Consider the following 24,821-nt stretch of genomic DNA (forward strand, 5'->3'; position numbering starts at 1 on the left):
CAATATTTGATGTCAAATCATGGTAGAGTTTGGTCATACAGTGTGCTTTCCACCCTCTTGGCAGGAACCGTAACCCTCGCAGGGTGCAGCAAGGCTGGTGACACGGCACCTGCTGCATCAGCGCCATCCGCAAGTACAGTAGTTTCGGCAGCACCCAAGGTTGAAGAACCATACGAACTTAAATGGTTGAAAGCCCAGGATATATCCAAGCCCTACGATCCAACTAAGGATGCCGTCAAACAAGCTGTTGAGAAAAAACTGAACATCAAAATCACGGCGGAGATGGTGGACGTTCAGCAATATAAAACAAAGCTTAATCTCAAAATGTCCAGCGGTGATATTCCCGATGTCGTCCGCATCGATTTCGCCGACGATTTCCAAAAATATGCGCAGCAAGGCGCTTTCGTGGATCTCACGAATCTGATTAATGAGAAAGATACGCCGAATATCCTCAAGGAAGTGCCGAAGGAAGTATTCGAGCAGGCGAAAGTAAACGGTAAAATTTACGGAATTCCTTATCAAGGAGGACCTGGCGCCGGCTATCGCTGGAATGTCGTGATGCGTAAGGACTACGTGGAAGGAATGGGCGCTCAAATTCCAAAAACGCTGGATGAGTACTATAATTTGCTGAAAAAAGTAAAAGCAGAGAAACCGGACGTCATCCCGCTCGGCGGCTATACGGCACAGATTGGCCAGCAGAAATATGCGAACAATTCATTCGATCATATTTTTGGCGCATTTGGCGTAACACCGGGCTATTTCACGGAAAAAGACGGCAAGTTCAGCAATTATGATATCGATCCGAAAATGAAAGAGGCCCTGCAGTATTTGCAAAAAATGTATGCAGAAGGACTTATCGATAAAGAATTTGCTACGATCAAGGAGGAGCAGCTGCGCGCGAAGCTATACAGCGGCAAACTGTTCTCATGGATGGGCTGGTGGTCCACACCGAATGACTATGACACGCAAGTGGAAACCAACGAGCTTAAGAAAAGCGGCAAATTAGCTTCCGACGGTAAGCTGCCGGATCAGTCCAACGTACCGTTCAAATATTTGTCTTTGAACAGCTCGCTGGTCGGACCCGATGGCAAAGCGGTAGCTCCTGCAGGCGCTCCATTCGGCCAAATGCACGCGATCAGCGCGAAGACCAAAGATCCGAAAAAAGTGCTGGCGATCATTGAGAACTCATTGTCACTGGAGAATCAAATGCTGACCGTATGGGGCATTGAAGGGGAAGACTACAAGATCGACAATGACAAGATGAAGGTAGTTACCGATCTGATTGATCCTAAAACGCAGCAAGATAAAAATGGGAACTTCCGCGGTATTCAAAGCTACCTGTTCGCTCCTGGCTTGAAAGGCTGGCCACGATATTTGGAATCGCTGCCGCTTCGTCATTCGCAGGCGTTGGATGTAGCCATTAACAATCCGTTCCAGATTACAGACGCTTCCAATTATTTGGACTCTCCGACGAAAATCGCCAAGCTGGTGGAACTGAACACGCTGCGCGATTCCGTCTTCACACAAATTATTATGGGCGCGGATATCAAGAAATTCGATGAGTTCGCAGACAAATGGAAATCCCAGGGCGGCACGCAGATTCTTACCGAGCTGGAAGCCTCCTTCAAGAAGAAATCAGGCAAATAAGTTTTGGAGAGCCCCTCGATCGGCACGAGCTGATGAGGGGGCTTTTGCCATCATACGAGGGAAAGAGGGTGACCTTCATGGTGAGTCGCTTCCGCAAACGCAGCGGTCATGCCAGGTTATTATCACGGCTCAGTTTACCGATTTTCGTATTGATCGTAACCTTTATCGCCCTGTTTGCCACAGCAGCCAGCTACATCCTCATCCGGGTGCAGAACGACCATACCCTGAAGATGGCCGAGCAATCAACGAAATTTGTTTACCGCAATATCGAATATCAAATTAACACGATGAACAATGTAGCTGCTTTTCTGATGAGCAATCAATCGATTGAAAATTTACTCATGAGCACGTATGAAAAACCCTTCGAAGCGGTTAGCGATCTCTATACGCTGGAAGCGAATTTGCAAAATCTTTCTTTATTGTCCCTTCTGAACGATTTCGGCTCCGGCAATAACGTGCAGCAATCGTATGTCGTTTCTGTTGCGCTTGAACCGGGGAGCGGACTTTATGCCATGGCGACGGAACATTTTTCCCCGATAACGGGGATTTATAAGAATAATGATTTACAGCATCAAAAATGGTTTCAAAGTCTGAGTCGCGGAGATAGACAGATCGTATGGTGGACCCAGAAGTCGGATGCCGATACGGCCATGATCTATTCGGCACGCAAAAAAACGAGCCTCAAAGATGGCCGCAACGTGGGTACGGTCATCGTTGGCGCAGATACGGGCAGCATCAGGGGGATCTTCGACAACGCGAAGCTTGATGAAGGCTTTCACCTGCTGCTGGATGAATCGGACCGGGTTATTTATAGTGAGCGCTATGATTTTCTCGAAGACGTTAGTGAGCTTTCGTATGTCCGCGCACTCGCCGATGCCCAGGGTACAATCATAACGAAGCTCGACGGGGAGAATCACCGGGTCATGTTCGAAACTTTGGATAACGGGTGGAAGCTGCTTTCCGTCGTTCCGGAGAGCCATTTCAGTAGATATACTTTGGCAATATCGCTTATCGGTGCTGCCACAGCAGCGGCTGCGCTGCTCATTGCCGGTTTCTGGCTCCGGCAAATCGTTGTCCGGGTGACGGTGCCGATCACCAGGCTGGTTACCGCGATCCAACGACCGGAAGTGGTGGAATTTAAAGAACCGCTTCCTTATCAGAACACAGGCATTTATGAAGTGGATGAGTTGAATCAGAAGTTCGCAGCGATGCTCGTAACGATTCATGGTCTCATTGAGAAATCGTTTACCGAAGAGGTTGAACGCCGCCAGCTTCAACTGGAGCTGCTGCATGCGCAGATTAATCCCCATTTTTTATATAATACGCTGGACCTGATTAATTGCCGGGCAATTATGTCCGGGGATCAGGAGACGAGCCAGATCGTTCGCTCTTTGGCTAACGTATTTCGCTACGGACTGAATCGCGGAGAAACCTGGATTACGTTAGATGAGGAGATCAAACAAGTTGAAGCGTATCTTCATATTCAACAAATGATGATGGACGATTTGCACGTCGAAGTGGACTTGCCGAGCGATCTCTTGCATGTGACCGTTGTTCACTTGATTTTGCAACCGCTTGCGGAAAATGCCGTCATCCACGGGTTCGCCGATCGCAAAAAAGACTGCCGGATTGCGATTTCAGCCCGATTGGAGCGGGAAGGGCTCGTGCTGAGCGTGGAAGATAACGGCCGGGGCTGCGATGCTGAGCAAATGAACCGTCAGCTTCGGCAGCAGTCGGCCAGAGATATGGGCGAATTGAACGAGGCAGGAAGCGGCTATGGCACCTTGAACGTTCACCGAAGAATTCAACTGCATGGCGGAGAAAATTATGGCTTGAGGTATATAGACGTAGGCGAAGGTGCGGGGACCCGAGTCGAAATTGTATTGCCTTACTATGGGAAGCAGCCGGGAAAAAGAAAGGATGTTGCGCATGTTTAAGCTGCTGATTGCCGAGGATGTGAAGATTGTTCGTGAAACGTTGAAGCACGCGATTAACTGGCAGGCTCTAGATATAATGCTGCTCGGTGCCGTAGAGAATGGCGAGGAAGTGCTGGCGTGGCTTGAACGCGAGGAACCGGACCTGCTTTTAACCGATATCGGGATGCCGAAGATGAACGGACTGGAGTTAATTGAGGCGGTTAGAATACGCAATTCCGATATTCGCTGCATCATCTTATCCGGACTGAATGAGTTCGATCATGCGCGTCAAGCGATTAAGCTGCAAGTGCTGGATTATGTGCTGAAGCCGATCGATCCGCGCGAAATTGAAAGAGTGATGTCGCAAGCAGTTGAGCTGCTGCGTAAGGAAAGGGAAGAACGTCAGACATTAAAGCTGGCGGAGCAAACGGCCAAAGATCAACTTCCGAATCTGTCGGAAGCGCTGCCCCGGGGGGAATGGACCGGCAGCTTGAAGAAGAAGAAGTTGGTTGAGCAAGCCATCCAATTTGTGAAGGAATCCTACATGCGCAAGGAACTGGCGCTGTCTGATGTGGCCGCATCCGTCGGTCTGAGCGATAAATATTTGAATATGCTATTTAAAGAAGTTACGGGAATGACCATTAATCATTCGATTATTCGTCTTCGGATGCAGGAAGCAGCCCGGCTGTTGAAGGATCCCGCCGTCAAAATCTATGAAATCTGCGACTGGATCGGGTACACCGATCAGGATCATTTCAGGGAAAGCTTCAAGAAACAATACGGCCTGACGCCGACCGAGTACCGCAATAAGTTTTTGTAGCACAAAAAGTTGAGCTGGCAGGTGTTAATTTGATAAAAACCGTTAGATCAAAGATTTATGAGATGGATATCGTACGAGCATTCGCTATTCTTGCGGTCGTACTTATTCATTCGACTTCAGATGCAACGCTTGAAACGACGGATGGAAGCTTATCTCAAATTATCTTTTATGCGGTCAATATTTTGCTTTATCATTGTTTTTGCCGGAGCATGGTTTCTTATTTATGTGTATCATAAAGTGCTAAAGTGGGCGATCCAGATTAACCGGAAAAGCAGCGCTCAAAGTTTGCCATCGTAATAGGCTCATGTCATAGGACATTTGCGGGCGATTATCATATATTGTTATTGCCTAGCAGGAAGTACAACTTAGAAAAAGGAGTGCATCGTTTTGACGGAAAGCGTTGATTCACGCAATATGCATATGTATCACGATCCTGAGACATTGTCTGGTTATCACTTTGTGAAAGCGGAACATTTTGAACGGATGAAGATGGCGAATGCGAACAATCCTGCATTGTATTATCAGTATGCCGAGCAGGAATATTGTCATAAAGCTCTTGCACATCGCTATAAAGGGATGGCTGGGTGGATGCACTAATTCAATTGATACAAATCAACCCGACGCTATCCAGTCGGGTTTTTACTATTCATCAAAATAAATAATACGGACAAAATGTTCTGTATATACATAGGCTAAAGAAGTATAGAGACGTTGCGAGATCATTTGGATATAAGGAGGGGGGGAAGATCGGACACTCGATTGGGAAAAGCATTCCAAGAAAGGAAACATGGGAGAAAGTCACAGGGCTTACCAAATATATGAATGATGTTTCAGGACCAGAACTATTACATGTGAAAATTGCCATCAGCCCGCATGCTCACGCAAAAATAATATCCATTGATTCGTCCGAAGCCATGAAACTTCCTGGTGTTAAAGCGGTAATAACAGGTCAAAATGAGCCGATTTTGACAGGTTCGCCGCTGGCAGACCGTCCGCCACTGGCCATCGACAAAGTGAGGTATTTCGGCGAGCCCATCGCCCTAGTTGTTGCGGAACAAGAATATATAGCAGAAATGGCGGCTCTCCGAATTAAAGTGGAATACGAACTTTTACCGGTCGTCCTTTCTCCAAGCGACGCTCTTAAGAACAGCGCTCCGCTCATTCATGAGCATCTTGCCGAGTACAAGCAACACGAAGAAGCTTACCCGGAGCCGGGAACGAATATCGCGAACCGGACAAAAATACGCAAGGGGAATATGGCAGAAGGATGGAAGAATAGCGATCATACGATTGAAGTTAAGGTGACTATACCCCAATCGGATCACGCAGCGATGGAAATGCGCTGCTGTACAACGCAGATTTTACCGGACGGTAGAGTCATCATCCATTCCGCTTCACAATCGCCTTTTGTTATCCGAAGAACTCTCAGCCAATCCTTTCATATTCCGCTTCATAAAGTAATCGTTCACACACCTCTGGTCGGAGGTAGTTTCGGTGGGAAATCCGCGATTCAGATCGAATTTCTTGCTTTTATGGCATCCCGTGCGGTTGGTGGAAAACCTGTAAAATTGGTGAATTCCCGGGAGGTGGACATGATCTCTTCTCCCGTCCATATCGGATTGGATGCGACAATCAAGCTTGGCTGCACGCATGAAGGGAGATTAATGGCTGCCGAAATTTTATATCTGTATGATGGCGGAGCCTATTCGGATCGAGGTGCGGTTATGAGCCGGGCAGGAGCGGTCGATTGTACGGGACCTTATCGTATCGAGAACGTTCAGTGCGACTCATTATGTATGTATACGAACCACCCTTATTCCACTTCCTTTCGAGGATTCGGACACCCAGAACTGACGTTCGGTATTGAGAGAGCAATGGATTTACTGGCTAACCGGGTGGGCATGGATCCTTTAGAATTTCGCTTTAATAACGCAATTGGGCCAGGGGATACAGCTCCGACACAAACTTTACTCAATAGAAGTAACTTGGGCGATCTGCCCATGTGCATTGCCAAATTGAAAACATTACTCCAATGGGACGACCGTCCAATGCGTGAAACCAATGGCCATCTCGTCAAAGCGGTGGGGGTATGCTGTTTCTGGAAAAATTCCGATACGCCAACAGATGCCGGAGCGGGAGCCGTTATCGCATTTAATCCGGATGGAAGCGTTAATCTGCTCTGTGGCGCAGTAGAAATCGGCCAGGGTACCAGGACGTCTCTGACTCAACTGTTAGCCGAAAAGCTGCGTATGGATGATCGGTTGATCCATATCTCTACGGATGTCAACACCGAGAAGGATCCCTATTATTGGAAAACGGTAGCAAGCCGCAGCACCTTTCTAGTCGGCAATGCGATCCTACAAGCGGCTGACGATGCCATCGCACAGCTAAAAAACATAGCTGCAATCGTCTTGCAATGCTTGCCAACAGACTTGGATGTCGGAGCGGGCAAGGTTTACTTGAAAGATCGCCCTGATAAAGAGATAGCCATTGAAAATATCGCTAACGGCTACACATTTCCAAATGGAAATACGATTGGCGGTCAAATTATCGGCCGCGGGAGCTATGCCATGCGTAATTTAACCTTATTAGACCCTCAAACTGGTAAAGGAAATCCCGGTCCGGAATGGACAGTTGGCGCTCAAGCAGTAGAGGTGGAATTAGATACTAGAGCATATACGTACAAAATCATTAAAGCGGCAACCGTCATCGATGCCGGCAAGGTAATTAATCCCGGAATGGCCCGCAGCCAAATAACAGGGGCAATGAGTATGGGCTTAAGTTTTGCCAGCCGGGAAGCTTTTGTATTCAATGAGAAAGGTGCTGTATTAAATCCGCAATTTAGAACCTATAAATTGATTCGTTATGGTGAGCAACCAACGTACATCGTTGATTTCGTCGAGACGCCTCATTTGGAAGCGCCTTTTGGATTGCGCGGGGTTGGCGAACATGGCTTGATCGGCATGCCGGCCGCATTGGGGAACAGCTTAACCATAGCTGCTGGTGTAGAACTCAATCATCTGCCACTGACACCCGAGATGATTTGGGGGACGATCCATGATACCTTTTGACTTTGAATACTACAAACCTTCTTCTGTCCAGCAGGCTGTGGAATTATTTCAGTATTTGCAAAAACAAGGAAAGAAACCGATATACTACGCCGGAGGTACGGAGATCATCACGTGGGCTCGAACAAACGCCATTCAACCGGGAGCAGTCATCGATTTGAAGTCTATTCCGGAGTGCAATGCAATGGATATTCGGAAGGATCAGCTGGTTATCGGAGCCTGTGTCACGTTATCAGCTTTGTCTGAGGCGAACCCGTTTCCTCTGCTCAGCGAATCGGCGCAGGGAGTCGCCGACCAAACAGCCCGGAATAAGATCACGCTCGGAGGAAACATATGCGGCAAGATTCATTATCGTGAGGCCGTACTCCCGCTTCTGCTGGCAAACAGTCGGATGGTTATAGCCGGCATACATGGAAGAAGAGAAGTTTCGATTCATCATGTTTTCTTACAACAAATGAGATTGGAAAACGGGGAGTTTCTTGTACAAACCTTAACAAACCGCGCCTATTTGTCACTGCCATACGTTCATTATAAAAAACGGCAAATAGGCAACGTAGGCTATCCTCTCGTCACCCTAGCTGCTCTTAAAATAGATAACCAGATCCATACGGCATACAGCGGCGTCTGCGCATTTCCCTTTCGATCCGTTGAGATCGATCGGTCGTTGAACGACTCCTCGCTACCGTTGACAGCAAGAATTGCACAGGCGGCAGATAAGCTTCCTGCTCCTTTACTACATAATGCAGAAGGTTCCGCTTCTTATCGGAAATTCGTACTTAAACAAACGATGGAAGACGCGGTAAATTTATTGCAAAGAAGGTGACGCATGTCATATCGAGACATGGCTGTTTATCCCGTTGAATTTGAAATTAATGGTGATAAACGAACCATACGAGTAAGGGCTGCAGATGTACTCTTATATACACTTCGAGACAAGCTCGGTCTCACTGGGAGTAAACTCGGTTGCGGTAACGGAGACTGCGGTGCCTGTACAATATTAGTAAACCGCCAGCCCATGAAATCGTGCTTAATGCTCACCGTGGAAGCTAGTGGAAAACAAATCACAACAATTGAGGGTCTGACGGACTCACCCGTACAACTTGCATTTGTTCAAAATCAGGCGTTCCAATGCGGTTATTGCACTCCTGGTTTTATTATGAACTGCGAAGGCTTGCTGAGACTTCAACCCCATGCAGATGAAGAGACCATTCGGGTTTGGCTGGAATCCAACATTTGCAGGTGTACGTCCTACGAAGAAATTCAGCATGCAGTGAAGGACGTTTTTACACCGAAAACATGATGGGCAGCCGGGAGCGGGGCATCATTACAGGATTTTATTAGTAAAATTCGCAGTTTGAAAATCTTGAATAACTTGTTCAGCGTTCATATATAAGGCAATTGGGTACTGATTATTCTCCATATCATCAGGCACTTTCATTTGCAGATGTGGTCCGTTGGAAACTAAGCCATCGCCTTTCGGGTCAGCCGATCCTTCTTTCCATTCCTTGATAAGTCCCGCTAATATGTTCAAATGGTCGGCCCACACTCGTTGATTCTCTTGTGCAAAATTGCCGCTTTCGGACCACTTGGCCAATATACGTATCATATCGCCAAGTTTGGCATGGCCGGATCGAAGTCGATTCATATGCTGGTTCAATTCTTTCAACGTATTGCGTTTATTGGCACCTATCGGATTATAACGTAGGCTTTGCTCCGCTTTATCCAACTCGTTCGTCGCTTTATGAAGCTCCTGAAATAAGGTTTCCAACTTATATTGCAAATCTTGTGTTTTAGCCGTGGAACAGCCCTCTGTGACCCATAGCGCGGTATTTGTAAAATGATTGGCTAGATGGTCTGCGAAATGGATCATCTTTTTTTTGGCTTTGTTTACTGAATCGGGAGGGAATATCATGACATGAATCAGGAGCGCTACGATCGCGCCAATAACGGTATCGCGTATCCGATCAAGGGGATAGCTCGGCATCTTGCTCTGAAAGTACATGACCAATAAAATACTGAGAGAAAATTGGACCATTGTGGCGTGCTCTACTTTCAGCCACGTTAAGAGAAGAGTGCCGATAAGAAGAAGCAATCCTATACTCCAGCCGTTTAAGCCGACATATGGAGCAATAGAAGCAGTGATAAGAACGCCGGCTATAGTTCCCACGATGCGCTGCCAAGCGAATTGTATAGATTTGTCAACGGTTAATTGGATACATAAAATGACCGTCAGTGGAGCCAAGTAAGGATGCTTCGAACCCGCCCATTCCGAAAACTCCCATGACAGTGCAGCAGCTAATGGAGTTTTCCATACATCGCCTTTGTATTTGATAAAATCTATCATTTTATTCGTCATTTATTATGCTCCTACTTCATTTTAAAATTATTCTCGTAGTATGCGAATCAAACTTTACATTTATTACTAAATTATAAAATTCCTGAGTCTACTTCGCTTATATGAATAGAGACCTAGATATACAAAGAATAAAACTTTATAATAAGAACCAATTCATATTCAAGCAGCTCTAAGAAAGATGTTTTAAGGAGGCGTTTCCAATTTCAGCAGAGATCCGCGCGAATGAGCTTGTTATTTTGAAAACGATCGCAGAAACACTGAACCAAGCCAATGAATTGGAATCGGTGCTTTCCCTTGTCTTAGCCAAGCTCCTGGAATTAACGAATTTAAAAGCCGGTTGGATTTTCCAAGTCAGTAAAGACCCCAATCTGGGGCATTCTTGCTTATCAGCAGAAGGGATTCCGGAGGCGCTCGCCCGTAACGAAATGGCTCCGCTTAAGGCGAAATCCTGCTGGTGCATCGATCGCTTTCGAGATGGAAGGCTGAAACATGCCGTTAATATTTTAAGTTGCGAACGCTTGGAAGAAGAAATGCTGATCGCGGTTGGAGATACGGAAGGCATCAGTCACCATGCAACGATCCCGCTGTGGGCCGGGCAAGAAATGTTCGGTATTATGAACGTGGCTTCTCCGGGGAAAAAGCATTTTAAAGAGGAAGAGCTTGCGCTGCTCCAATCGGTTGCTTTTCAAATCGGGACGGCGATTGAGCGGACCATGTTGTATCGCCAGCAGCAGAAACGCGCTGTCCATTTTGCCAAGCTTGGGGAGATTACCCGGTCGCTGGGTCGCCTGTTGGCAACCGAAAAAATTGCAGGCGAGTCGGTCCAACGATATGGCGAAGCCTTCGATATTCCGCTTGTAACGGTATTCATTCAGGAGGGTAACAACTTGTCACCGCGTATGGAATTTATGGATGGCAAGTTGTACTCATGCTGCAGCTCCTATTCAATGCGCGGCTTAGGACCAATTGGCCAAGCCTTTCTGAAACAGGAGACGATTCGGTTCAATCGTACAATTGCTGACAATGACATTTCGAGAAAAAAGGGGCTCTACCCGGAGATCCGCTCCGGTGTTGCCGTTCCTATTATTTTGAGAGATGAACCGATCGGCGTTTTTTTCATTGGCAGCTTGCATAAACAATACTTCGATACGGTTGATGCTGAAGTCGCTAGAGCGTTTACTGATCACATTGCTCTAGCCTACGAGAATGCGCGAGTATATGAGCAGCGCCGTGATTTGGCACGCAGTGAAGAGCGGAATCGGTTGGCAAGAGACCTTCACGATTCAGTCAGTCAAATGCTTTTCTCGCTTAATTTGACCTCGCGGGGTCTCGAGAGCATGATTGGCGATGCGGAGCCGCTGGTGAAGGAAGCGCTGACGGATATTCGGCAGTTATCGCAGAATTCGCTCACCGAGATGCGCTCTCTCATCCTCCAGTTAAGACCTGCCGGATTGGAGCATGGATTGTTAACCGGTCTCACCCAGTATGGCCGCCAAATTGGCTTAACAATTACAACGCAGGTGGAAGGCGTGAGAGAGCTGCCGCGTATGGTGGAGGAAGCGTTATGGCGCATTGGGCAAGAGGCGCTCAACAACGTGATTAAGCATGCGCGGTCGAAAGACGCATTCATCAGCCTTTGCACCACGCCGGATCACGTTCATTTCGAAGTGAAAGACGAGGGGATCGGCTTTACGAAAGAGCGGCGCACGCGCCAAGTGAAGTTTGGCATGCACACGATGCGGGAACGGGCTGAAGCGCTTGGCGGTTCATTCGGCGTTCAAAGCCATAAAGGAAAAGGGACGACAATTCAAATCACTTTTCCGTTGTCTATAATGAAGAATGCATAAGATGGGGGAGAATCGATGTCTATTCGAGTGTTACTTGTCGATGATCATGCTGTAGTCCTGAGAGGATTGCAGTATTTTCTAGGCACTCAAGCCGGTATCGAACTGATCGGAGAAGCCGCGAATGGCGAGGAAGCGTTGCAAAAAGTAAAGGAACTGAGTCCTGACGTCGTTGTGATGGATCTCATCATGCCTGTCATGAACGGTATAGAAGCGACGAAGCGGATCAAGCAATTATATCCGGACGTGAAGGTCATCGTGCTTACGACGTTCTCCGATCAAGACCATGTGCTGCCGGCCATTCGGGCTGGCGCTAACGGCTACCTGCTCAAAGATGTGCAGCCGGAGGAACTTGTGCTAGCCATTCGCGGCGCCCACTTGGGGCAGGCACAGCTGCATCCGCGAATTACGGATCAGTTGATGGCTCACTTGGCAGCGCCAGCGCCTGTCGAGGCAAATGAAGCTTGCTTAGAGAGCCTAACCGCTCGTGAGCGTGAAGTGCTTGTGCTGCTTGCGGATGGCAGGAGCAATAAGGAAATTGCGTCAATGTGTCATATTACCGAGAAGACGGTCAAGACCCATGTCAGTCACTTGCTTAGCAAGCTCGGACTGTCTGATCGGACGCAGGCCGCCATTTATGCCGTTAAGAAGGGGTTAAGTACTTAATTATATTGGCCATGCGCAGTTTGAAGGGGCTATCTACGACTTTGGTCGTAGGTCCTCCTCGTGGCTGCTGTCAGACCATTTGCGTAGCGATAAATCATTCATGGCGCCGACGTTAGGACGCTTTTTCAGTGCTAAGATAGTTCTATAAATAAGAACGTTTAGCACGAAAGGGATGATTGGATATGTGGGAAAATCCGATTACTGTCGAACAATTTATAGCTTCTAGACAATGCGGAATGATGAAAGATAGTTTGTACGTAAATCTTAAAAAATGGTTGATGCGGGCAAATTGATCTCTTTTGGAGGTGTATTCCACTGAATTTGACAGAAACAGGTATTATTTTATTCTGTGAACATTATGAAAGTACACTGGATTTCTACGTGGAGAAAATGGGTTTGCCTGTAAGACGTAAAGGTCCTGAGTTATCTGTTCTAGATTTTGGCGGGAGTTATCTAATGATCGAGTCCAATGGGGTAGCATCGGATAAAGAAAAGACCAGAGCGGAGAGCCCTATTGTTTTGAGATTTAACGTCAAGAAGTTTGATGAAGCGGTTAAAGAACTTAGCGATCGTGGTGCGAATGTTGAAATCAAAGCATTTGACTGGGGGACAATCGGGGTCATTATCGATCCGGAGGGAAACCGAATTGAATTGATTGAATGGTAGTCATACCTCTCCAGAGTTCCCTCAATCACGCGGCTCTCAAGTTGAGCCCAACTTACGAGTTTTGACAAGGACCTAGCCGCTGGCTGGGTTTTTTTATTTGCAATAGTGCGTCTATCTCACTCGAAATATGCTGTAATGTCATAAAAACACGAAAAAATCGCATGAAAAACAAATAATGTGTCGATTTTTCATAAATTTGGTAGTACTATCGTAGTAGGAGAGTTACCGCTAACTATCGAAAGGATGGAATTTATGAGACAGAAATTATTTAAGATTAGTTTGTCAACGATGTTATGTGTCGGCTATTTAGTACCTAGTTCCGCTTTGGCAAGCACGGCATCTGTTGGGGATGCGAAAATGACCATGACGAAACAAACCAATGACGCACTGTTGTCGGCCTTATCCGGACCTGCATCAGTGAACCCTAGTCAACATTTCAAGGTCGTCTTTGGGCTTGCTAATGTGAAGAGCCCTGCATACGCCCAGGATTTAACATTTCAATATCATGCGGATTTGTATACTTTTGTTCAAGCGAAGTCACTTATTGACGGCGTGGCGATCATCGCTTCCGAGAATGTTGCTCCCGGGCAAGTCCGTCTTTTAGTAGCAAGTCAAGGCGCCGATCATCCGGTTTCGGGCAGCGCCAATGTCGTTGAACTGGAGTTCGCCTCCAAGCCGCTTTCACAAAACGCTTCCGGAACAATAACGGCAAAATTGGTCAGTTTAGGCGATGGTGAGGGGAAAGAATTCCAAGCTGACGGTTCTAAGGTGGACGTACAGGTAGTTGTTCCAAGTTCTGGCGGAGATTCCGACAACAACAACAATAACAATAACAACAATGGTGCAAACACGGACAAAGAAACAGGTAAAGATAAAGATAAAGATAAAGATAAAAGCAAAGACAAAGAAAAAATCATCGTTCAGTTAGACAAGGGGCAGACGAAAGCGGATGTTTCACTGTCTCAAGTGTCCGGAACCACGCTCCAGATTAAGAACGGGCAAGTGGCGATTACAATCGGCAAAAGCATTATAGACAGCATTCTGGGACAAGCAGGAAGTGTAGATGGAGCCTCCATACAGGTGCAAATGGTTCCAGTTACAGACAGCAATGCAGCAACTACGCCGGCAATCGATCACTCCGCCAAAGTGAAAATAGCAGGGCAAGTGTACGAACTCAGCATCACGTTGAAAAAGGCGGACAGCAGCGAGGTGAAACTGACCAAGTTTGCAGAAGGCCTAGAGCTCTCTTTGCCTGTCGAATCGGATGTTAAGAATAAAAATCTGCTTGGGATCTACTATTTGAATGAAACAACGAATCAGTGGGAGTACATTGGCGGCAAGTTTGATAAAGAAACGAATACCATCAACGTCAAGCTTTCTCATTTGAGCAAATATGCGGTATTACAATATAACAAAGAGTATACGGACGTACCCGCCGATCATTGGGCGTATGATGTTTTGCAGACTCTTTCCGCAAAGCATCTCGTTAGCGGCGTAACCGATAGTGAATTTAACCCGAACGGCTTAACGACACGAGCAGAGTTCACTTCGCTACTGGTGAGAGCACTTGGGTTGCAGTCTCAAGGCAAGAACTCGTCCTTTACCGACGTAACGGCCAATGACTGGTATGCGGGGGATGTAGCAGCGGCTAATGCGGCCGGATTAATTACCGGGGTAACCGACAGCACATTCGCCCCGAACATACATCTGACTCGTGAGCAGATGGCGATTTTGCTTGTGAGAGCCTACGAGTATAAGAACGGGAAATCTACTAACGCAAGTAACGCTCAGAACAATTATGTGGATGCAGCGAACGTTTCGGTGTGGGCGAGAGAAGCCGTAAACAAAGCTTCCGCAATCAAATTGTTGCAAGGAAGAAGCGGCGGTCAATTTGACCCGCAGTCTGAAACTTTACGCGTGGAAGCAGCACAAGTCATCATGAATTTGCTTGAGACGGATAACTAACGGAGTAACACTTCCGCTTCACCTACAATATGATGTGTCTAGAGAACATTTTAAAGAGGTGAGGGAATGGGTGTTGTTAAAGCCAGGGACCAGGATATTAACATGCTGGCAAGGTTGCTTAGAGCCGAAGCTGTTGGCGAAGGTGAACTGGGTATGCTTCTTGTCGGGAACGTCGGCATTAACCGAATAAGAGCGAATTGCTCCGATTTTAAAGGGATCCGGACAATTCCCCAAATGATCAACCAACCGCATGCATTCGAAGCGCTACTTCATGGTATGTACTACCAGAACGCTAGAGAGAAGGAACGCCGTCTGGCGCGACGGGCAGTGAATGGCGAGCGGCATTGGCCGGCCAAATTCTCCCTCTGGTATTTTCGACCGGGTACGGCCCAAGCTCCTCAGCCATGCCCGCCTACCTGGTATAATCAGCCGCATGTAGGGAGATACAAGCTTCACTGTTTTTATGAACCGACCGCAAAAGAGTGTGAAAATGTATATAATACGTTTTAAAGATAGAGACGATCGAAAAAAGCCGTTCAAGTTGCGGCTTTTTTCTTTTTTAAGAACGCATAGGAGTGATATAATTTGTTTCGTAATTGATAATTGTACCTACCTAAGGAGTGCTATCATGCTTAGTTATAAGAACACCACATCGGAAATTTCAAATAGTGGAATTGATACAGCTATAATATCCGTAGGAGCAACGGAGCAGTTTGGACCGTACTTACCCATGCATTTGGATACGCTGATCGCTGAGCTATACGCCAATGCTTATGGACAAGAATTAAATGCTTACATATTGCCGACACTTCCGTTTAATACCTCCGAAGAACATGCCAATTTCAAAGGAACAGTTACCGTAAGCCCCAATATTTTAACAGCTATGCTGGAAGAAATGATAATTAATCTGATGAGACAAGGTTTTAAGAAGTTTTTAGTCTGCACTGGACATGGCGGCTCCTACTGGGAAGCGGCTTTCGTCAAGCATATGAACTACAAGTACCCTCAAATGATCTTAATTACCTCAAATCATAATAATCATCTTGCATGGGAAAAAGCAGTTGAAACAGCAGGGTTACAAGGCTTAGACGAAATGCATGGTGGACTGCTGTCCGTTTGTACAGCTCTGTGGCTTTGCCCTGAACTGGTCAAAACGAAGTCAATGGGTTCTGATATCCCTTCCGAAAATCGTCTTTATGCAGATTACTTAGGGTGGGATAAATTGACTAGGGATGGATGTTGGGGAAAGTTTGAAGAAGGATGTTATTCGCATGAAGAATTGGCTGAGAAAGGCAAATTATTTTGGACCACTTTTATTCATAAAAGAGCGGAAGGCTTGAAACAAATCCTAGAAGAGGGATATCGCCGGAAAACTCAAGGTTGAATCGAATGGCACATAAACGGTTAGATCTGTCATGGTCAACTCTCAACGCTAATTTTATGTTAAGAATTCTAACACGCATTATTGATTTTGGTTATTTAAACAAAATATCGCCATAGATATTGCCCGTTAAAATAACGCGGTAGTAAGATGTTAGTAGTGATTATGTAATAATAATTAACACTGCAATGATTCTTAACTAAATGAATGAAGTGTGAGGGGATCCTGATGATGACATCTGAAAACAAGAAAACGAACGTAGAAATCCAACTTCCCCGAGACTGTACGTTCACTCCGCAGGATTGGCATGTGTTGGCTCAATATTGGTATCCAATTGCTCTAGCAAGCGAAGTCACAGAAAAGCCGATCAGTGCAAAACTATTGGATACGAAACTCGTGTGTTACCGTAGCAACGATAAAGTGGTCATAGCTCGTGATCTTTGTTTTCATCGAGGTGCTCCGCTTAGTAAGGGTTGGGTTGAGAATGGGGAAATTGTTTGTCCTTATCACGGATTTCGATATAACTGCGAAGGCAAGTGCACGTCCGTTCCGGCGCATCCCGATGCTAAAATTTCGCCGAAATTAAAATTAATTGTCTATCCGGCAGTTGAAAAATATGGCTTGATTTGGACGTCCCTTTCATCCAGCGAAGAGCAAATACCAGAGTTTCCAGGTTGGGATGATCCAGACTTTTTAAATGTATTGCCACCGAGCTTTGACATTGCCGGCTCGGCCGGGCGTCAAATGGAAGGCTTTTTGGATGTATCGCACTTTGCTTATGTGCATACAGAAACATTCGGAGATCGCAATAATACGGAAGTACGGGAATACAAAGTCAAGCGGGATGGGAATGAATTGCTTGCCGAGTATTGGAGTACGGTTAGCAACTACGGAAAAGGTCAGGATAATCCTGCACCCGAGGGATTTAATTGGCTTAGAGAATTCCGCGTTTTTCCTCCGTTTGCTGCTTCACTGACCGTTTATTTTCCGAACGATGGGAAGCTGATGATCTTGAATTGTGCATCGCCGGTATCTGCCCGTTATTCGCGCTTGTTTTGTCCGATTTCGCGGAATTTCGATAAAAATGCTCCAATTGAAGATACCATCAAGTTTAATTTACAAGTGTTTCAGGAGGACCGCGAAATGGTCGAAGCGCAGACACCGGAAGATTTACCGCTTGATTTGCAGGCCGAAGCCCATATTCCAGCTGATCGCACATCGATTGCTTATCGGCAACTTCTGACTGAAATAGGCCTTGGAAGAACTTATACGACATAAAGAACAGATTGTTAACTGGCTGCCGTGAATCGGGCAGCTTTTTTATTTGGAGGAGAGTCATGTTTCGAAAGCTGGTGAGTTAATAGTTATAAAAATCCATGTTTCAGTTTCATTCATCCATTCAAGATCTGGGGGAAATTGTTATAATTCTATTAAACTAAGTAAAGTTGAGAGAAAGTGTTGGTGAGTGGCTATGTCTAAAATTGAGTTCGGCATTGTGGGCAGCGGGTGGAGAGCCCTTTTTTATTTACGGATTGCGAAGGCTTTGCCCAAGTGGTTTGCCGTCCGTGCGATGCTTATCCGAAATGAGGAACGAGCCAAAGAGATCGAGGATGAGTGGGGCATAAAAACTTACCGAGACATGGAGTCCTTCGCTTCCAGCGGCCCTCTCGCGTTCGCAGTCGTTTCGGTAACAAGGGAGGCCGCTCCTTCGTGTATTTTGCAATTGGCGGAGAGAGGGATTCCGGTATTGACGGAAACGCCGCCCGCCAAAGAGATACCAGACATGATCTCATTGCATCAGTCGCTATGCAAGCTGCAGGGACGCGTGCAGGTGGCCGAGCAGTACTTGTACCAACCGATGCATGCTGCACGGATCGCTTTCGCCAGATCGGGCAAACTGGGGGACATTTCTCATGTCCAAGTATCGGCCGCACACGGCTATCACGGCATTAGCCTAATCCGGCAGCTGCTAGGGATCGGCTTTGAGAACGCTGTGATCCGGGGGCAGCGGTTTACGTCTCGAATCGTGAAAGGCCCGGGCCGAGAAGGGCTCCCAGACACCGAAGTGATCGGCGATTCGGTGCAGGATATCGTTACACTGAGCTTCGGAGATAAGCTCGCCTTGTTTGATTTTGCAGGAGATCAGTATCATTCCTGGATACGCAAAAATCGTATCGTCATTCGCGGAAGCCACGGAGAAGTGACGGACAAAACGTTCCGATACTTGCGGGATTTTCAGACACCCGTCTACGGCACATTTCAAAGAGTCGATACCGGCCACAACGGAAACTTGGAAGGTTATTACCATCGGGGGATTGTGGCTAACGACGATTGGATGTATGAGAATCCGTTCGTTCCCGGGCGTCTGTCGGACGATGAGTTGGCCATTGCGACAAGTTTGATGAAGATGGCCGAATACGTGCAGGGCGGACCCCCATGCTATGGGCTGGAAGAGGCGCTGCAGGATCACTACTTAGCTCTCATGATGCAGGCTGCTATCGAGTCGGGAGAGGTAGTTACAACTGCTACTCAACCTTGGGCAAGATACATCTAGCGGACGGAGAGGCCCTCCCGCACTCCAACGTACAAGTTTAGACAAAAACCTAGCCGCTGGCTAGGTTTTTTATTCGTTTTTGGGATAAGGGGCATACTCCTGCTGTATGATCCGCCCAAATTCAAGCGCTAGTTGGAAAAAATTTTAAAAAACTGTAAAGGTAGTTGTAGGATTATCTAAGATTTTGTAGGTGCTTCTTATAATCAGGTTCATCAAGTGTAATGTAACATAACACAAATGTCTTGAAAAATGAAAAGGGAGCAATGGTAAAAAGGATATTTATGGCTTAGAGGGGAGGCTCCATGATTTCATTCCAGCAGGTGGATAAGCATTACGGTGAATTTCATGTTCTGAAGGGAATTAATCTTGAAATTAGCCAAGGTGAAGTAGTCGTTGTCATTGGTCCTTCCGGTTCTGGGAAAAGCACGCTGCTTCGGTGTATCAATCGTTTGGAAGCGATTACAGGCGGGAACTTGGATGTAGGCAATGTGAAGGTAAACGATAAAAAGACGGATATTAATAAGCTTCGCAGGGACATCGGTATGGTCTTCCAGCATTTTAACCTGTATCCGCATAAGAAGGTGATCGACAATATTACGCTCGCACCGATGAAGGTGCTGGGGTTGAGTAAATCCGAGGCCGAAACGATCGCCAAGTATTACTTGAAGAAAGTCGGGATTGAAGAAAAAGCGAACCAGTATCCTTCGCAGTTATCCGGCGGTCAGCAGCAGCGTGTCGCGATCGCGAGAGGACTTGCTATGAAGCCCAAGATCATGCTGTTTGATGAGCCTACATCGGCACTCGATCCTGAAATGGTCGGCGAGGTGTTGGATGTTATGAAGACGCTGGCGCATGAAGGGATGACGATGGTTGTAGTCACACACGAAATGGGCTTTGCCAAGGAGGTTGCCGATCGGGTGGTGTTTATGGATAAGGGACAAATTCTCGAGGTGGCCTCGCCTGCAGAATTTTTCACCAATCCAAAAGAAGCAAGGGCGAGACAGTTTCTTAACCGTGTTCTGAATCATTCCAATACTGAGAGGAGTTTTGTTGTATGAAAGTTAAAAAATTATTGACATTAAGCTTATCGGTTGTTGCTTTATCCGCAGTTTTGTTATCGGCTTGCAGCAGTGACAAGAGTGCTCCCGTAAACGGCGGCAGTGCAACTGCTGCTCCCCCGGATAAGAAACCGGCCGCAGCCGCAACCATTCTGGATGAAATCAAAAGCCGTGGCAAAATGGTGGTCGGGGTTAAGTACGACACGAAATTGTTCGGCTTGAAGGATCCGGCAAGTGGTAAGGTCGAAGGCTTTGACGTAGATATTGCAAAAGCGCTTGCTAAGCAAATTTTGGGAGACGAAAACAAAATCGAGCTGATGGAAGTTACCTCCAAGACGCGGATTCCGATGTTGAACAACAAGGAAATTGATATGATTGTAGCCACCATGACGATTACGGAAGAGCGGAGACAGCAAGTTGAATTCTCCGAGGTTTATTTTAAAGCGGGCCAATCCCTGCTCGTGAAAAAAGGCAGCCCGATCAAAGGTATTGAGGATGTAAAAAAAGGTACGAAGGTGCTTGCAGTAAAAGGTTCGACCTCTGTCGACAACGTAAAGAAAGCAGTACCGGACGTGAACGTTCTTGAATTCGACAACTATCAGGATGCATTCAGCGCTTTGAAGGCTGGTCAAGGCGATACTTTAACAACGGATAATGCGATCCTTTATGGAATGGCCGCTCAAGACTCCAATTACGAAGTAGTGGGTCAGCCGTTTACCGACGAGCCTTATGGCATCGCAATCAAGAAAGAAGAGAAAGCTCTTCTGAACGCCGTGAATGAAGGGTTGAAGACGCTTCATTCCAACGGCGAATACGACAAAATTTATGGGAAATGGATCGGGACACCGCCATCCAAATAAGAGAGGGTGATTTGGATGCCCAGCTTTAAGATTTTTACGGATTACTTTGATACCTATATGCAAGGTTTCCTCAATACCATTTATACGAGTTTGATCGCTCTTGTTGGAAGCTTCCTGATCGGAACGATTATTGCTATTTTCCGAATCACCAACAACAGGCCCTTGCAATGGCTCGGAACGGTGTACGTTGAGTTTATACGCAACATTCCGCTTATGCTGGTTGTTTTCATTTTCTTCTATGGACTGCCTTCGATAGGTATTACACTAAGCGGCTTCGTAAGCGGGACCATCGGACTTATGGTGTATACGGCAGCCTTTGTAGCGGAGGCGATACGGGCCGGCATTATGGCTGTGCCGAAGGGCCAGACTGAAGCTGCAAGAGCGTCGGGCTTAAACTATACGCAAACCATGATACACGTCATCCTGCCGCAGGCCATCAAAATCGTGATTCCGCCACTCAGCAACCAATTTATTAACTTAGTGAAAAACTCATCGATTCTAGGGGCTTTTGCCGGACTGGATCTGATGTATTATGCAGATCGGGTGGCGAGCAAAACCTATGCGACTTTTGATACCTATATTTTTGTCGCCTTGCTTTACCTGGTTCTGACCCTTCCTTTGAGCTATATGGCTTTGCAATTAGAACGTAAATTAGCGAAAACCGGATAGAGGTGTGGGCACATGGATATTGCAAGCGCGTTTTCCAGTCATAACTTGTTGTTTATCTTGGAAGGTCTCTACATTACGTTGAAAATTGCTGTTATTGCCATTATATTCAGCTTTCTTATCGGCGTTATTATGGGAACTCTTCGTTATATGAAGATACCGGGACTATCCCCGGTCATTGGCGTCATCGTTGAATTGATCCGCAATTTACCGTTATTGCTGATTCTTTTCTTCACCCGGTTTGCACTGCCGGACATCGGGATCAAACTCGGCGTGGAAAGCTCGGCGGTAGTCGGTTTGGTGGTGTTTGAAGCAGCGATGATTTCCGAGGTCGTCCGCAGCGGCTTGAATTCGATTGATCGGGGGCAGATTGAAGCGTCGCGTTCATCGGGATTGACTAATTTGCAGACGCTGTGGCATATTATTCTTCCTCAGGGACTCCGCCGGATGGTTCCCCCGATGGTCAGCCAGTTTATTTCTTTATTGAAGGATACTTCGCTCGCGATCGTCATCTCTTTGCCGGATCTGATGCATCACGCTAAAATTGTAATCGGTCAAAACTATAACTATACGATACCTATTCTGGCTTTGGTGGCTGTTTTGTATTTTATTGTGAATTATTCGCTGTCGCTTGCGGCAAAACGGATGGAGAGCAAGATGATCTAAGAGCAATAATGGAGGCTAAGCTGACTTCTTTTTCAAAAGGGAAGTCGGCTGTTTCTTTTAATGCAGAAAAAGTATTTATTAAGTTTTCCATATCAAGTAAAATTAAGGATAAGTGAATTCATCATTATGCATATATGGCTGGCTGTCAAGGAGCGGATCATTGGTGGAATGGATGCAGCACCGTTTCAAAAGCGAAAGCATGCGGATCATCTTTATTGCCATACTTGTAGCTATAGCGGGTGAGTTCAAAGTGACTCCGTTTAACGGGGAGTTATTTCGAATCGGGCTCGGGAGCAGCACATTTTTGCTGCTGCTGCTCTTGATGCGGCAACTGCCTGTTATCAAAACGGGGATAGTTGTAGCTGCGACGGTATTGATTTTTCGCATGCTTAGCGATCTGGTAACGATGGATCAATTTGATTGGTTGGTGAGCTCGCGCAAGCATTGCTCGGCCATGCTTTATTACATGGTATTCGCGGTTGGGATACGCTTGATCCAGCAGAGGCTGGAAAAGCTGCACCCGCTTGTTCTCGGGATTTGTATTTCGGTCATTGATTTTGTATCTAATGAATTCGAATTATTGGCCCGAAGCTTCGTCTTCCATCAGCCTTTCATCCCTTCCGGGCAATGGATGCTGATTGCTGTAATCGCTGTCATTCGCAGCTATTTTACGATAGGGCTATACAGTAGTATCACTGTTAGTCAGATGCGGATTGTTCATGCCGAGCAGCAAAAGAGAATGGAACAAATGCTAAGTATCGGCAGCGGCTTGTATGGAGAGGTCTTTTATATTAAAAAGTCGATGGATGCCATCGAACAAATTACGGCCAAGAGCTACAACCTATACTGCCAGTTGCAATCTTCAGGCGGTAAGGAATTCAGCAGGCCGTTCTTGGAAATCACGCAGCAGATTCATGAGGTCAAGAAGGATTCCCAGCGGATACTGGCGGGTCTGATGAAGCTGTCCGATCGCGAAACTGCTTCGGAATTAACATTGACGGAAGTTGTACAGTTTGTCGTAAAGTCTAATTACGAGTATAGTGCGATGCTAAATAAGGAGGTCCGGATGCTCGAGGAGATGCTGACGGACTATACGACCTCGCACTACATTCCTCTTTTAACGGTACTCGGAAATTTGGTGTCCAACGCGGTGGAATCCATCGATCGGCAAGGTCTGATCGTAATCAAGGTTTTTGAATACCGGTCTGAAACGGTACTGGTCGTAACCGATACGGGCCCGGGAATTAACGAGCACGATAAGGACATGATTTTCAAACCGGGATTTACAACCAAATTTAACCAAGAAGGCGTCGCGGCAACGGGGATCGGACTTTCCCATGTTTGGGATATTGTTTCCTCCTATGGTGGGGAAATTCGTCTGGAGTCGGATCACAAGGCGTTTGAAACCAGTTTTATCGTACGATTGCCGACCGTTGCCCTGAAGAAAGGAGCCTCCTAAATAGTGCTTACTTATTGTATAGTCGATGATGATGCCGTCAGCAGACGCATGCTGCAAACGATTGTTGAGAATAGCGAGCTTGGTGAGGTTGTATCGACAGCGGGGAGCGGCGTGGAAGGTACCCAGATGGTGCTGCAAACACGACCCGATGTGGTGCTGATTGATTTGCTCATGCCGGATCAAGACGGGATTGAGACGATTGTCGGGTTGAAGCGAGAAGGCTATCAAGGCAAGTACGTGATGATTTCCCAGATCGAGAATAAAGACATGATTGGTAAAGCCTACCAAGCTGGTGTCGAGTTTTATATTCAAAAACCGATTAACAGAGTGGAAGTGGCAGCGGTATTAAAAAAAGTGTGCGAGCAGTGGAAAATCAATCAATACTTGAGGGAAATCAAAGATTCGCTCGCGAAGCTGGATGTTTTCAACCGGGAAGCCGGCCCTCCCCGCAAAAAGCCTACCGTCCGCGAGACGGTGCAGCCGATTCTTATGGATTTGGGAATACTAGGTGATGCGGGCAGCAGAGATATTGTCGATATTATCGAACACTTGATCCATCATAGTAAAGTAGAGGCGCTTCCTCCGTTGAGAGAACTGTATGAGGCGGCGGCCAGGGTACATAAGTCAGAAAGTCTGGAAGTGGAGCGAGAGGTAAAGGCGGTAGAGCAGCGGATCCGGCGGGCTATCATGGCAGCTCTGGCCCAAGTGGCCAGTATCGGGCTGAGCGATTACGGCAATCCGAAGTTCGAGCACTATGCACCTTTGTACTTCGATTTTCAAGATATTCGTCTCAAAATGAAGGAGATCGATGAGGACCGCATGCAGGATAAGGGGAAAGTCAATATTAAAAAGTTCCTTCAGGTGCTTTATTTGCAGACTCTGGATAAAATGAACGAAAATTAAGTGATACAACAATACCAATAGAAGGTTTACGTGTGAAGGTTATGATACGACGTGTATCTAGTTTTTGAATCATTGAAAGCCTTGATTGTTCAAGGCTTTTTTTATATCGAAATTTGTCACTTCATCAGGCAAAAAAAATATTTTAATAATGTAAAGGCATGTTGTAGGATTGTCTAAGATTTTGTAGGTGTTTCTTATAATTAAAAATGTAAAGTGCAATATAGAATGACAATGATTAATGAACGAATAAGGAAAGCAGTTTTGTAAGTTTTACGATACACAAAGTATCAAGTTATTGTTTGACCAAGGATGATTTGCGCTTTCTA

22 protein-coding genes are annotated in these 24,821 nt (G+C 46.4%); 21 read left to right on the plus strand and 1 reads right to left on the minus strand.

Annotation, left to right across the window (positions count from 1 at the left end; genetic code table 11):
* Positions 1-9: 9 nt before the first annotated feature.
* The 7 genes from GC097_RS20295 (at position 10) to GC097_RS20325 (ending at position 8,751) form a co-directional block, all read left to right on the plus strand.
* Positions 10-1,647, plus strand: a complete 1,638-nt coding sequence (locus tag GC097_RS20295; protein ID WP_171685127.1) for an extracellular solute-binding protein — start codon at positions 10-12, stop codon at positions 1,645-1,647.
* Positions 1,648-1,724: 77 nt separating this feature from the next.
* On the plus strand, positions 1,725-3,584 hold the full coding sequence (locus GC097_RS20300) for a cache domain-containing sensor histidine kinase (RefSeq protein ID WP_171685128.1): 1,860 nt from the start codon (positions 1,725-1,727) through the stop codon (positions 3,582-3,584).
* A complete protein-coding gene (locus GC097_RS20305; protein WP_171685129.1) occupies positions 3,577-4,383 on the plus strand; it encodes a response regulator transcription factor in 807 nt (268 codons plus the stop codon). Before GC097_RS20300 ends, GC097_RS20305 begins: the two co-directional genes overlap by 8 nt.
* Positions 4,384-4,770: 387 nt before the next feature.
* Entirely contained in the window at positions 4,771-4,980 is a 210-nt protein-coding gene (locus tag GC097_RS20310; protein ID WP_246294360.1) for a hypothetical protein, read from the plus strand.
* A 149-nt stretch (positions 4,981-5,129) separates the two neighbouring features.
* On the plus strand, positions 5,130-7,454 hold the full coding sequence (locus GC097_RS20315) for a xanthine dehydrogenase family protein molybdopterin-binding subunit (protein ID WP_171685209.1): 2,325 nt from the start codon (positions 5,130-5,132) through the stop codon (positions 7,452-7,454).
* Positions 7,441-8,274: an FAD binding domain-containing protein gene (locus GC097_RS20320; protein WP_171685130.1), complete on the plus strand. Its 834-nt coding sequence runs from the start codon at positions 7,441-7,443 to the stop codon at positions 8,272-8,274. Before GC097_RS20315 ends, GC097_RS20320 begins: the two co-directional genes overlap by 14 nt.
* An 18-nt stretch (positions 8,275-8,292) precedes the next feature.
* Positions 8,293-8,751, plus strand: coding sequence for a (2Fe-2S)-binding protein (locus GC097_RS20325; protein ID WP_246294362.1), 459 nt, complete (start codon positions 8,293-8,295; stop codon positions 8,749-8,751).
* A gap of 24 nt (positions 8,752-8,775) precedes the next feature.
* On the opposite strand, the gene GC097_RS20330 is transcribed toward GC097_RS20325, so the two are convergent.
* Positions 8,776-9,807: an FUSC family protein gene (locus GC097_RS20330; RefSeq protein ID WP_171685132.1), complete on the minus strand. Its 1,032-nt coding sequence runs from the start codon at positions 9,805-9,807 to the stop codon at positions 8,776-8,778.
* Between the two features lie 236 nt (positions 9,808-10,043).
* Here GC097_RS20330 and GC097_RS20335 point away from each other — a divergent pair, with 236 nt between their 5' ends.
* The 14 genes from GC097_RS20335 to GC097_RS20400 all read left to right on the plus strand — a co-directional run bounded on the left by GC097_RS20335 (position 10,044) and on the right by GC097_RS20400 (position 24,495).
* Positions 10,044-11,654 (plus strand): GAF domain-containing sensor histidine kinase, encoded by a 1,611-nt coding sequence (locus GC097_RS20335; protein WP_216625827.1) that lies wholly within the window; start codon positions 10,044-10,046, stop codon positions 11,652-11,654.
* A gap of 15 nt (positions 11,655-11,669) precedes the next feature.
* The gene (locus tag GC097_RS20340; protein ID WP_171685133.1) at positions 11,670-12,317 is read left to right on the plus strand and encodes a response regulator; all 648 of its coding nucleotides are present in this window, start codon (positions 11,670-11,672) and stop codon (positions 12,315-12,317) included.
* Positions 12,318-12,638: 321 nt separating this feature from the next.
* Positions 12,639-12,983, plus strand: a complete 345-nt coding sequence (locus tag GC097_RS20345; RefSeq protein WP_171685134.1) for a VOC family protein — start codon at positions 12,639-12,641, stop codon at positions 12,981-12,983.
* Between the two features lie 252 nt (positions 12,984-13,235).
* The gene (locus tag GC097_RS20350) at positions 13,236-14,948 is read left to right on the plus strand and encodes an S-layer homology domain-containing protein (RefSeq protein ID WP_171685135.1); all 1,713 of its coding nucleotides are present in this window, start codon (positions 13,236-13,238) and stop codon (positions 14,946-14,948) included.
* A gap of 66 nt (positions 14,949-15,014) precedes the next feature.
* Complete coding sequence (locus tag GC097_RS20355; protein WP_171685136.1) at positions 15,015-15,458, plus strand: cell wall hydrolase; 444 nt, start codon at positions 15,015-15,017, stop codon at positions 15,456-15,458.
* Between the two features lie 118 nt (positions 15,459-15,576).
* Positions 15,577-16,332 (plus strand): creatininase family protein, encoded by a 756-nt coding sequence (locus GC097_RS20360; protein WP_171685137.1) that lies wholly within the window; start codon positions 15,577-15,579, stop codon positions 16,330-16,332.
* Positions 16,333-16,560: 228 nt separating this feature from the next.
* Positions 16,561-17,607 (plus strand): Rieske 2Fe-2S domain-containing protein, encoded by a 1,047-nt coding sequence (locus GC097_RS20365; protein ID WP_171685138.1) that lies wholly within the window; start codon positions 16,561-16,563, stop codon positions 17,605-17,607.
* Positions 17,608-17,800: 193 nt separating this feature from the next.
* Positions 17,801-18,883 (plus strand): Gfo/Idh/MocA family protein, encoded by a 1,083-nt coding sequence (locus tag GC097_RS20370; RefSeq protein ID WP_171685139.1) that lies wholly within the window; start codon positions 17,801-17,803, stop codon positions 18,881-18,883.
* Between the two features lie 302 nt (positions 18,884-19,185).
* Positions 19,186-19,941, plus strand: a complete 756-nt coding sequence (locus GC097_RS20375; RefSeq protein WP_171685140.1) for an amino acid ABC transporter ATP-binding protein — start codon at positions 19,186-19,188, stop codon at positions 19,939-19,941.
* Entirely contained in the window at positions 19,938-20,801 is an 864-nt protein-coding gene (locus tag GC097_RS20380; protein WP_171685141.1) for a transporter substrate-binding domain-containing protein, read from the plus strand. The genes GC097_RS20375 and GC097_RS20380 overlap by 4 nt, the downstream gene beginning before the upstream one ends.
* 15 nt (positions 20,802-20,816) lie before the next feature.
* Positions 20,817-21,470 (plus strand): amino acid ABC transporter permease, encoded by a 654-nt coding sequence (locus GC097_RS20385; protein ID WP_171685142.1) that lies wholly within the window; start codon positions 20,817-20,819, stop codon positions 21,468-21,470.
* Between the two features lie 12 nt (positions 21,471-21,482).
* The gene (locus GC097_RS20390; protein ID WP_171685143.1) at positions 21,483-22,133 is read left to right on the plus strand and encodes an amino acid ABC transporter permease; all 651 of its coding nucleotides are present in this window, start codon (positions 21,483-21,485) and stop codon (positions 22,131-22,133) included.
* Positions 22,134-22,305: 172 nt separating this feature from the next.
* Positions 22,306-23,592: a sensor histidine kinase gene (locus tag GC097_RS20395; RefSeq protein WP_171685211.1), complete on the plus strand. Its 1,287-nt coding sequence runs from the start codon at positions 22,306-22,308 to the stop codon at positions 23,590-23,592.
* A gap of 3 nt (positions 23,593-23,595) precedes the next feature.
* Positions 23,596-24,495, plus strand: coding sequence for a response regulator (locus GC097_RS20400; protein ID WP_312875705.1), 900 nt, complete (start codon positions 23,596-23,598; stop codon positions 24,493-24,495).
* Positions 24,496-24,821 lie beyond the last annotated feature (326 nt).

Origin of the sequence: Paenibacillus planticolens (genome assembly GCF_013141725.1) — a bacterium.
GTDB lineage: Bacteria > Bacillota > Bacilli > Paenibacillales > NBRC-103111 > Paenibacillus_E > Paenibacillus_E planticolens.

Excerpts from the sequence above, each read along its gene's own strand:
- GC097_RS20300 (WP_171685128.1), top strand. The coding sequence starts at position 1,725 with ATGGTGAGTCGCTTCCGCAAACGCAGCGGTCATGCCAGGTTATTATCA.
- GC097_RS20330 (WP_171685132.1), bottom strand. The coding sequence starts at position 9,807 with ATGACGAATAAAATGATAGATTTTATCAAATACAAAGGCGATGTATGG.
- GC097_RS20360 (WP_171685137.1), top strand. The coding sequence starts at position 15,577 with ATGCTTAGTTATAAGAACACCACATCGGAAATTTCAAATAGTGGAATT.
- GC097_RS20350 (WP_171685135.1), top strand. The coding sequence starts at position 13,236 with ATGAGACAGAAATTATTTAAGATTAGTTTGTCAACGATGTTATGTGTC.
- GC097_RS20375 (WP_171685140.1), top strand. The coding sequence starts at position 19,186 with ATGATTTCATTCCAGCAGGTGGATAAGCATTACGGTGAATTTCATGTT.
- GC097_RS20325 (WP_246294362.1), top strand. The coding sequence starts at position 8,293 with ATGGCTGTTTATCCCGTTGAATTTGAAATTAATGGTGATAAACGAACC.
- GC097_RS20320 (WP_171685130.1), top strand. The coding sequence starts at position 7,441 with ATGATACCTTTTGACTTTGAATACTACAAACCTTCTTCTGTCCAGCAG.
- GC097_RS20355 (WP_171685136.1), top strand. The coding sequence starts at position 15,015 with ATGGGTGTTGTTAAAGCCAGGGACCAGGATATTAACATGCTGGCAAGG.
- GC097_RS20365 (WP_171685138.1), top strand. The coding sequence starts at position 16,561 with ATGACATCTGAAAACAAGAAAACGAACGTAGAAATCCAACTTCCCCGA.
- GC097_RS20385 (WP_171685142.1), top strand. The coding sequence starts at position 20,817 with ATGCCCAGCTTTAAGATTTTTACGGATTACTTTGATACCTATATGCAA.
- GC097_RS20380 (WP_171685141.1), top strand. The coding sequence starts at position 19,938 with ATGAAAGTTAAAAAATTATTGACATTAAGCTTATCGGTTGTTGCTTTA.
- GC097_RS20305 (WP_171685129.1), top strand. The coding sequence starts at position 3,577 with ATGTTTAAGCTGCTGATTGCCGAGGATGTGAAGATTGTTCGTGAAACG.
- GC097_RS20390 (WP_171685143.1), top strand. The coding sequence starts at position 21,483 with ATGGATATTGCAAGCGCGTTTTCCAGTCATAACTTGTTGTTTATCTTG.
- GC097_RS20340 (WP_171685133.1), top strand. The coding sequence starts at position 11,670 with ATGTCTATTCGAGTGTTACTTGTCGATGATCATGCTGTAGTCCTGAGA.
- GC097_RS20295 (WP_171685127.1), top strand. The coding sequence starts at position 10 with ATGTCAAATCATGGTAGAGTTTGGTCATACAGTGTGCTTTCCACCCTC.
- GC097_RS20370 (WP_171685139.1), top strand. The coding sequence starts at position 17,801 with ATGTCTAAAATTGAGTTCGGCATTGTGGGCAGCGGGTGGAGAGCCCTT.
- GC097_RS20395 (WP_171685211.1), top strand. The coding sequence starts at position 22,306 with ATGCAGCACCGTTTCAAAAGCGAAAGCATGCGGATCATCTTTATTGCC.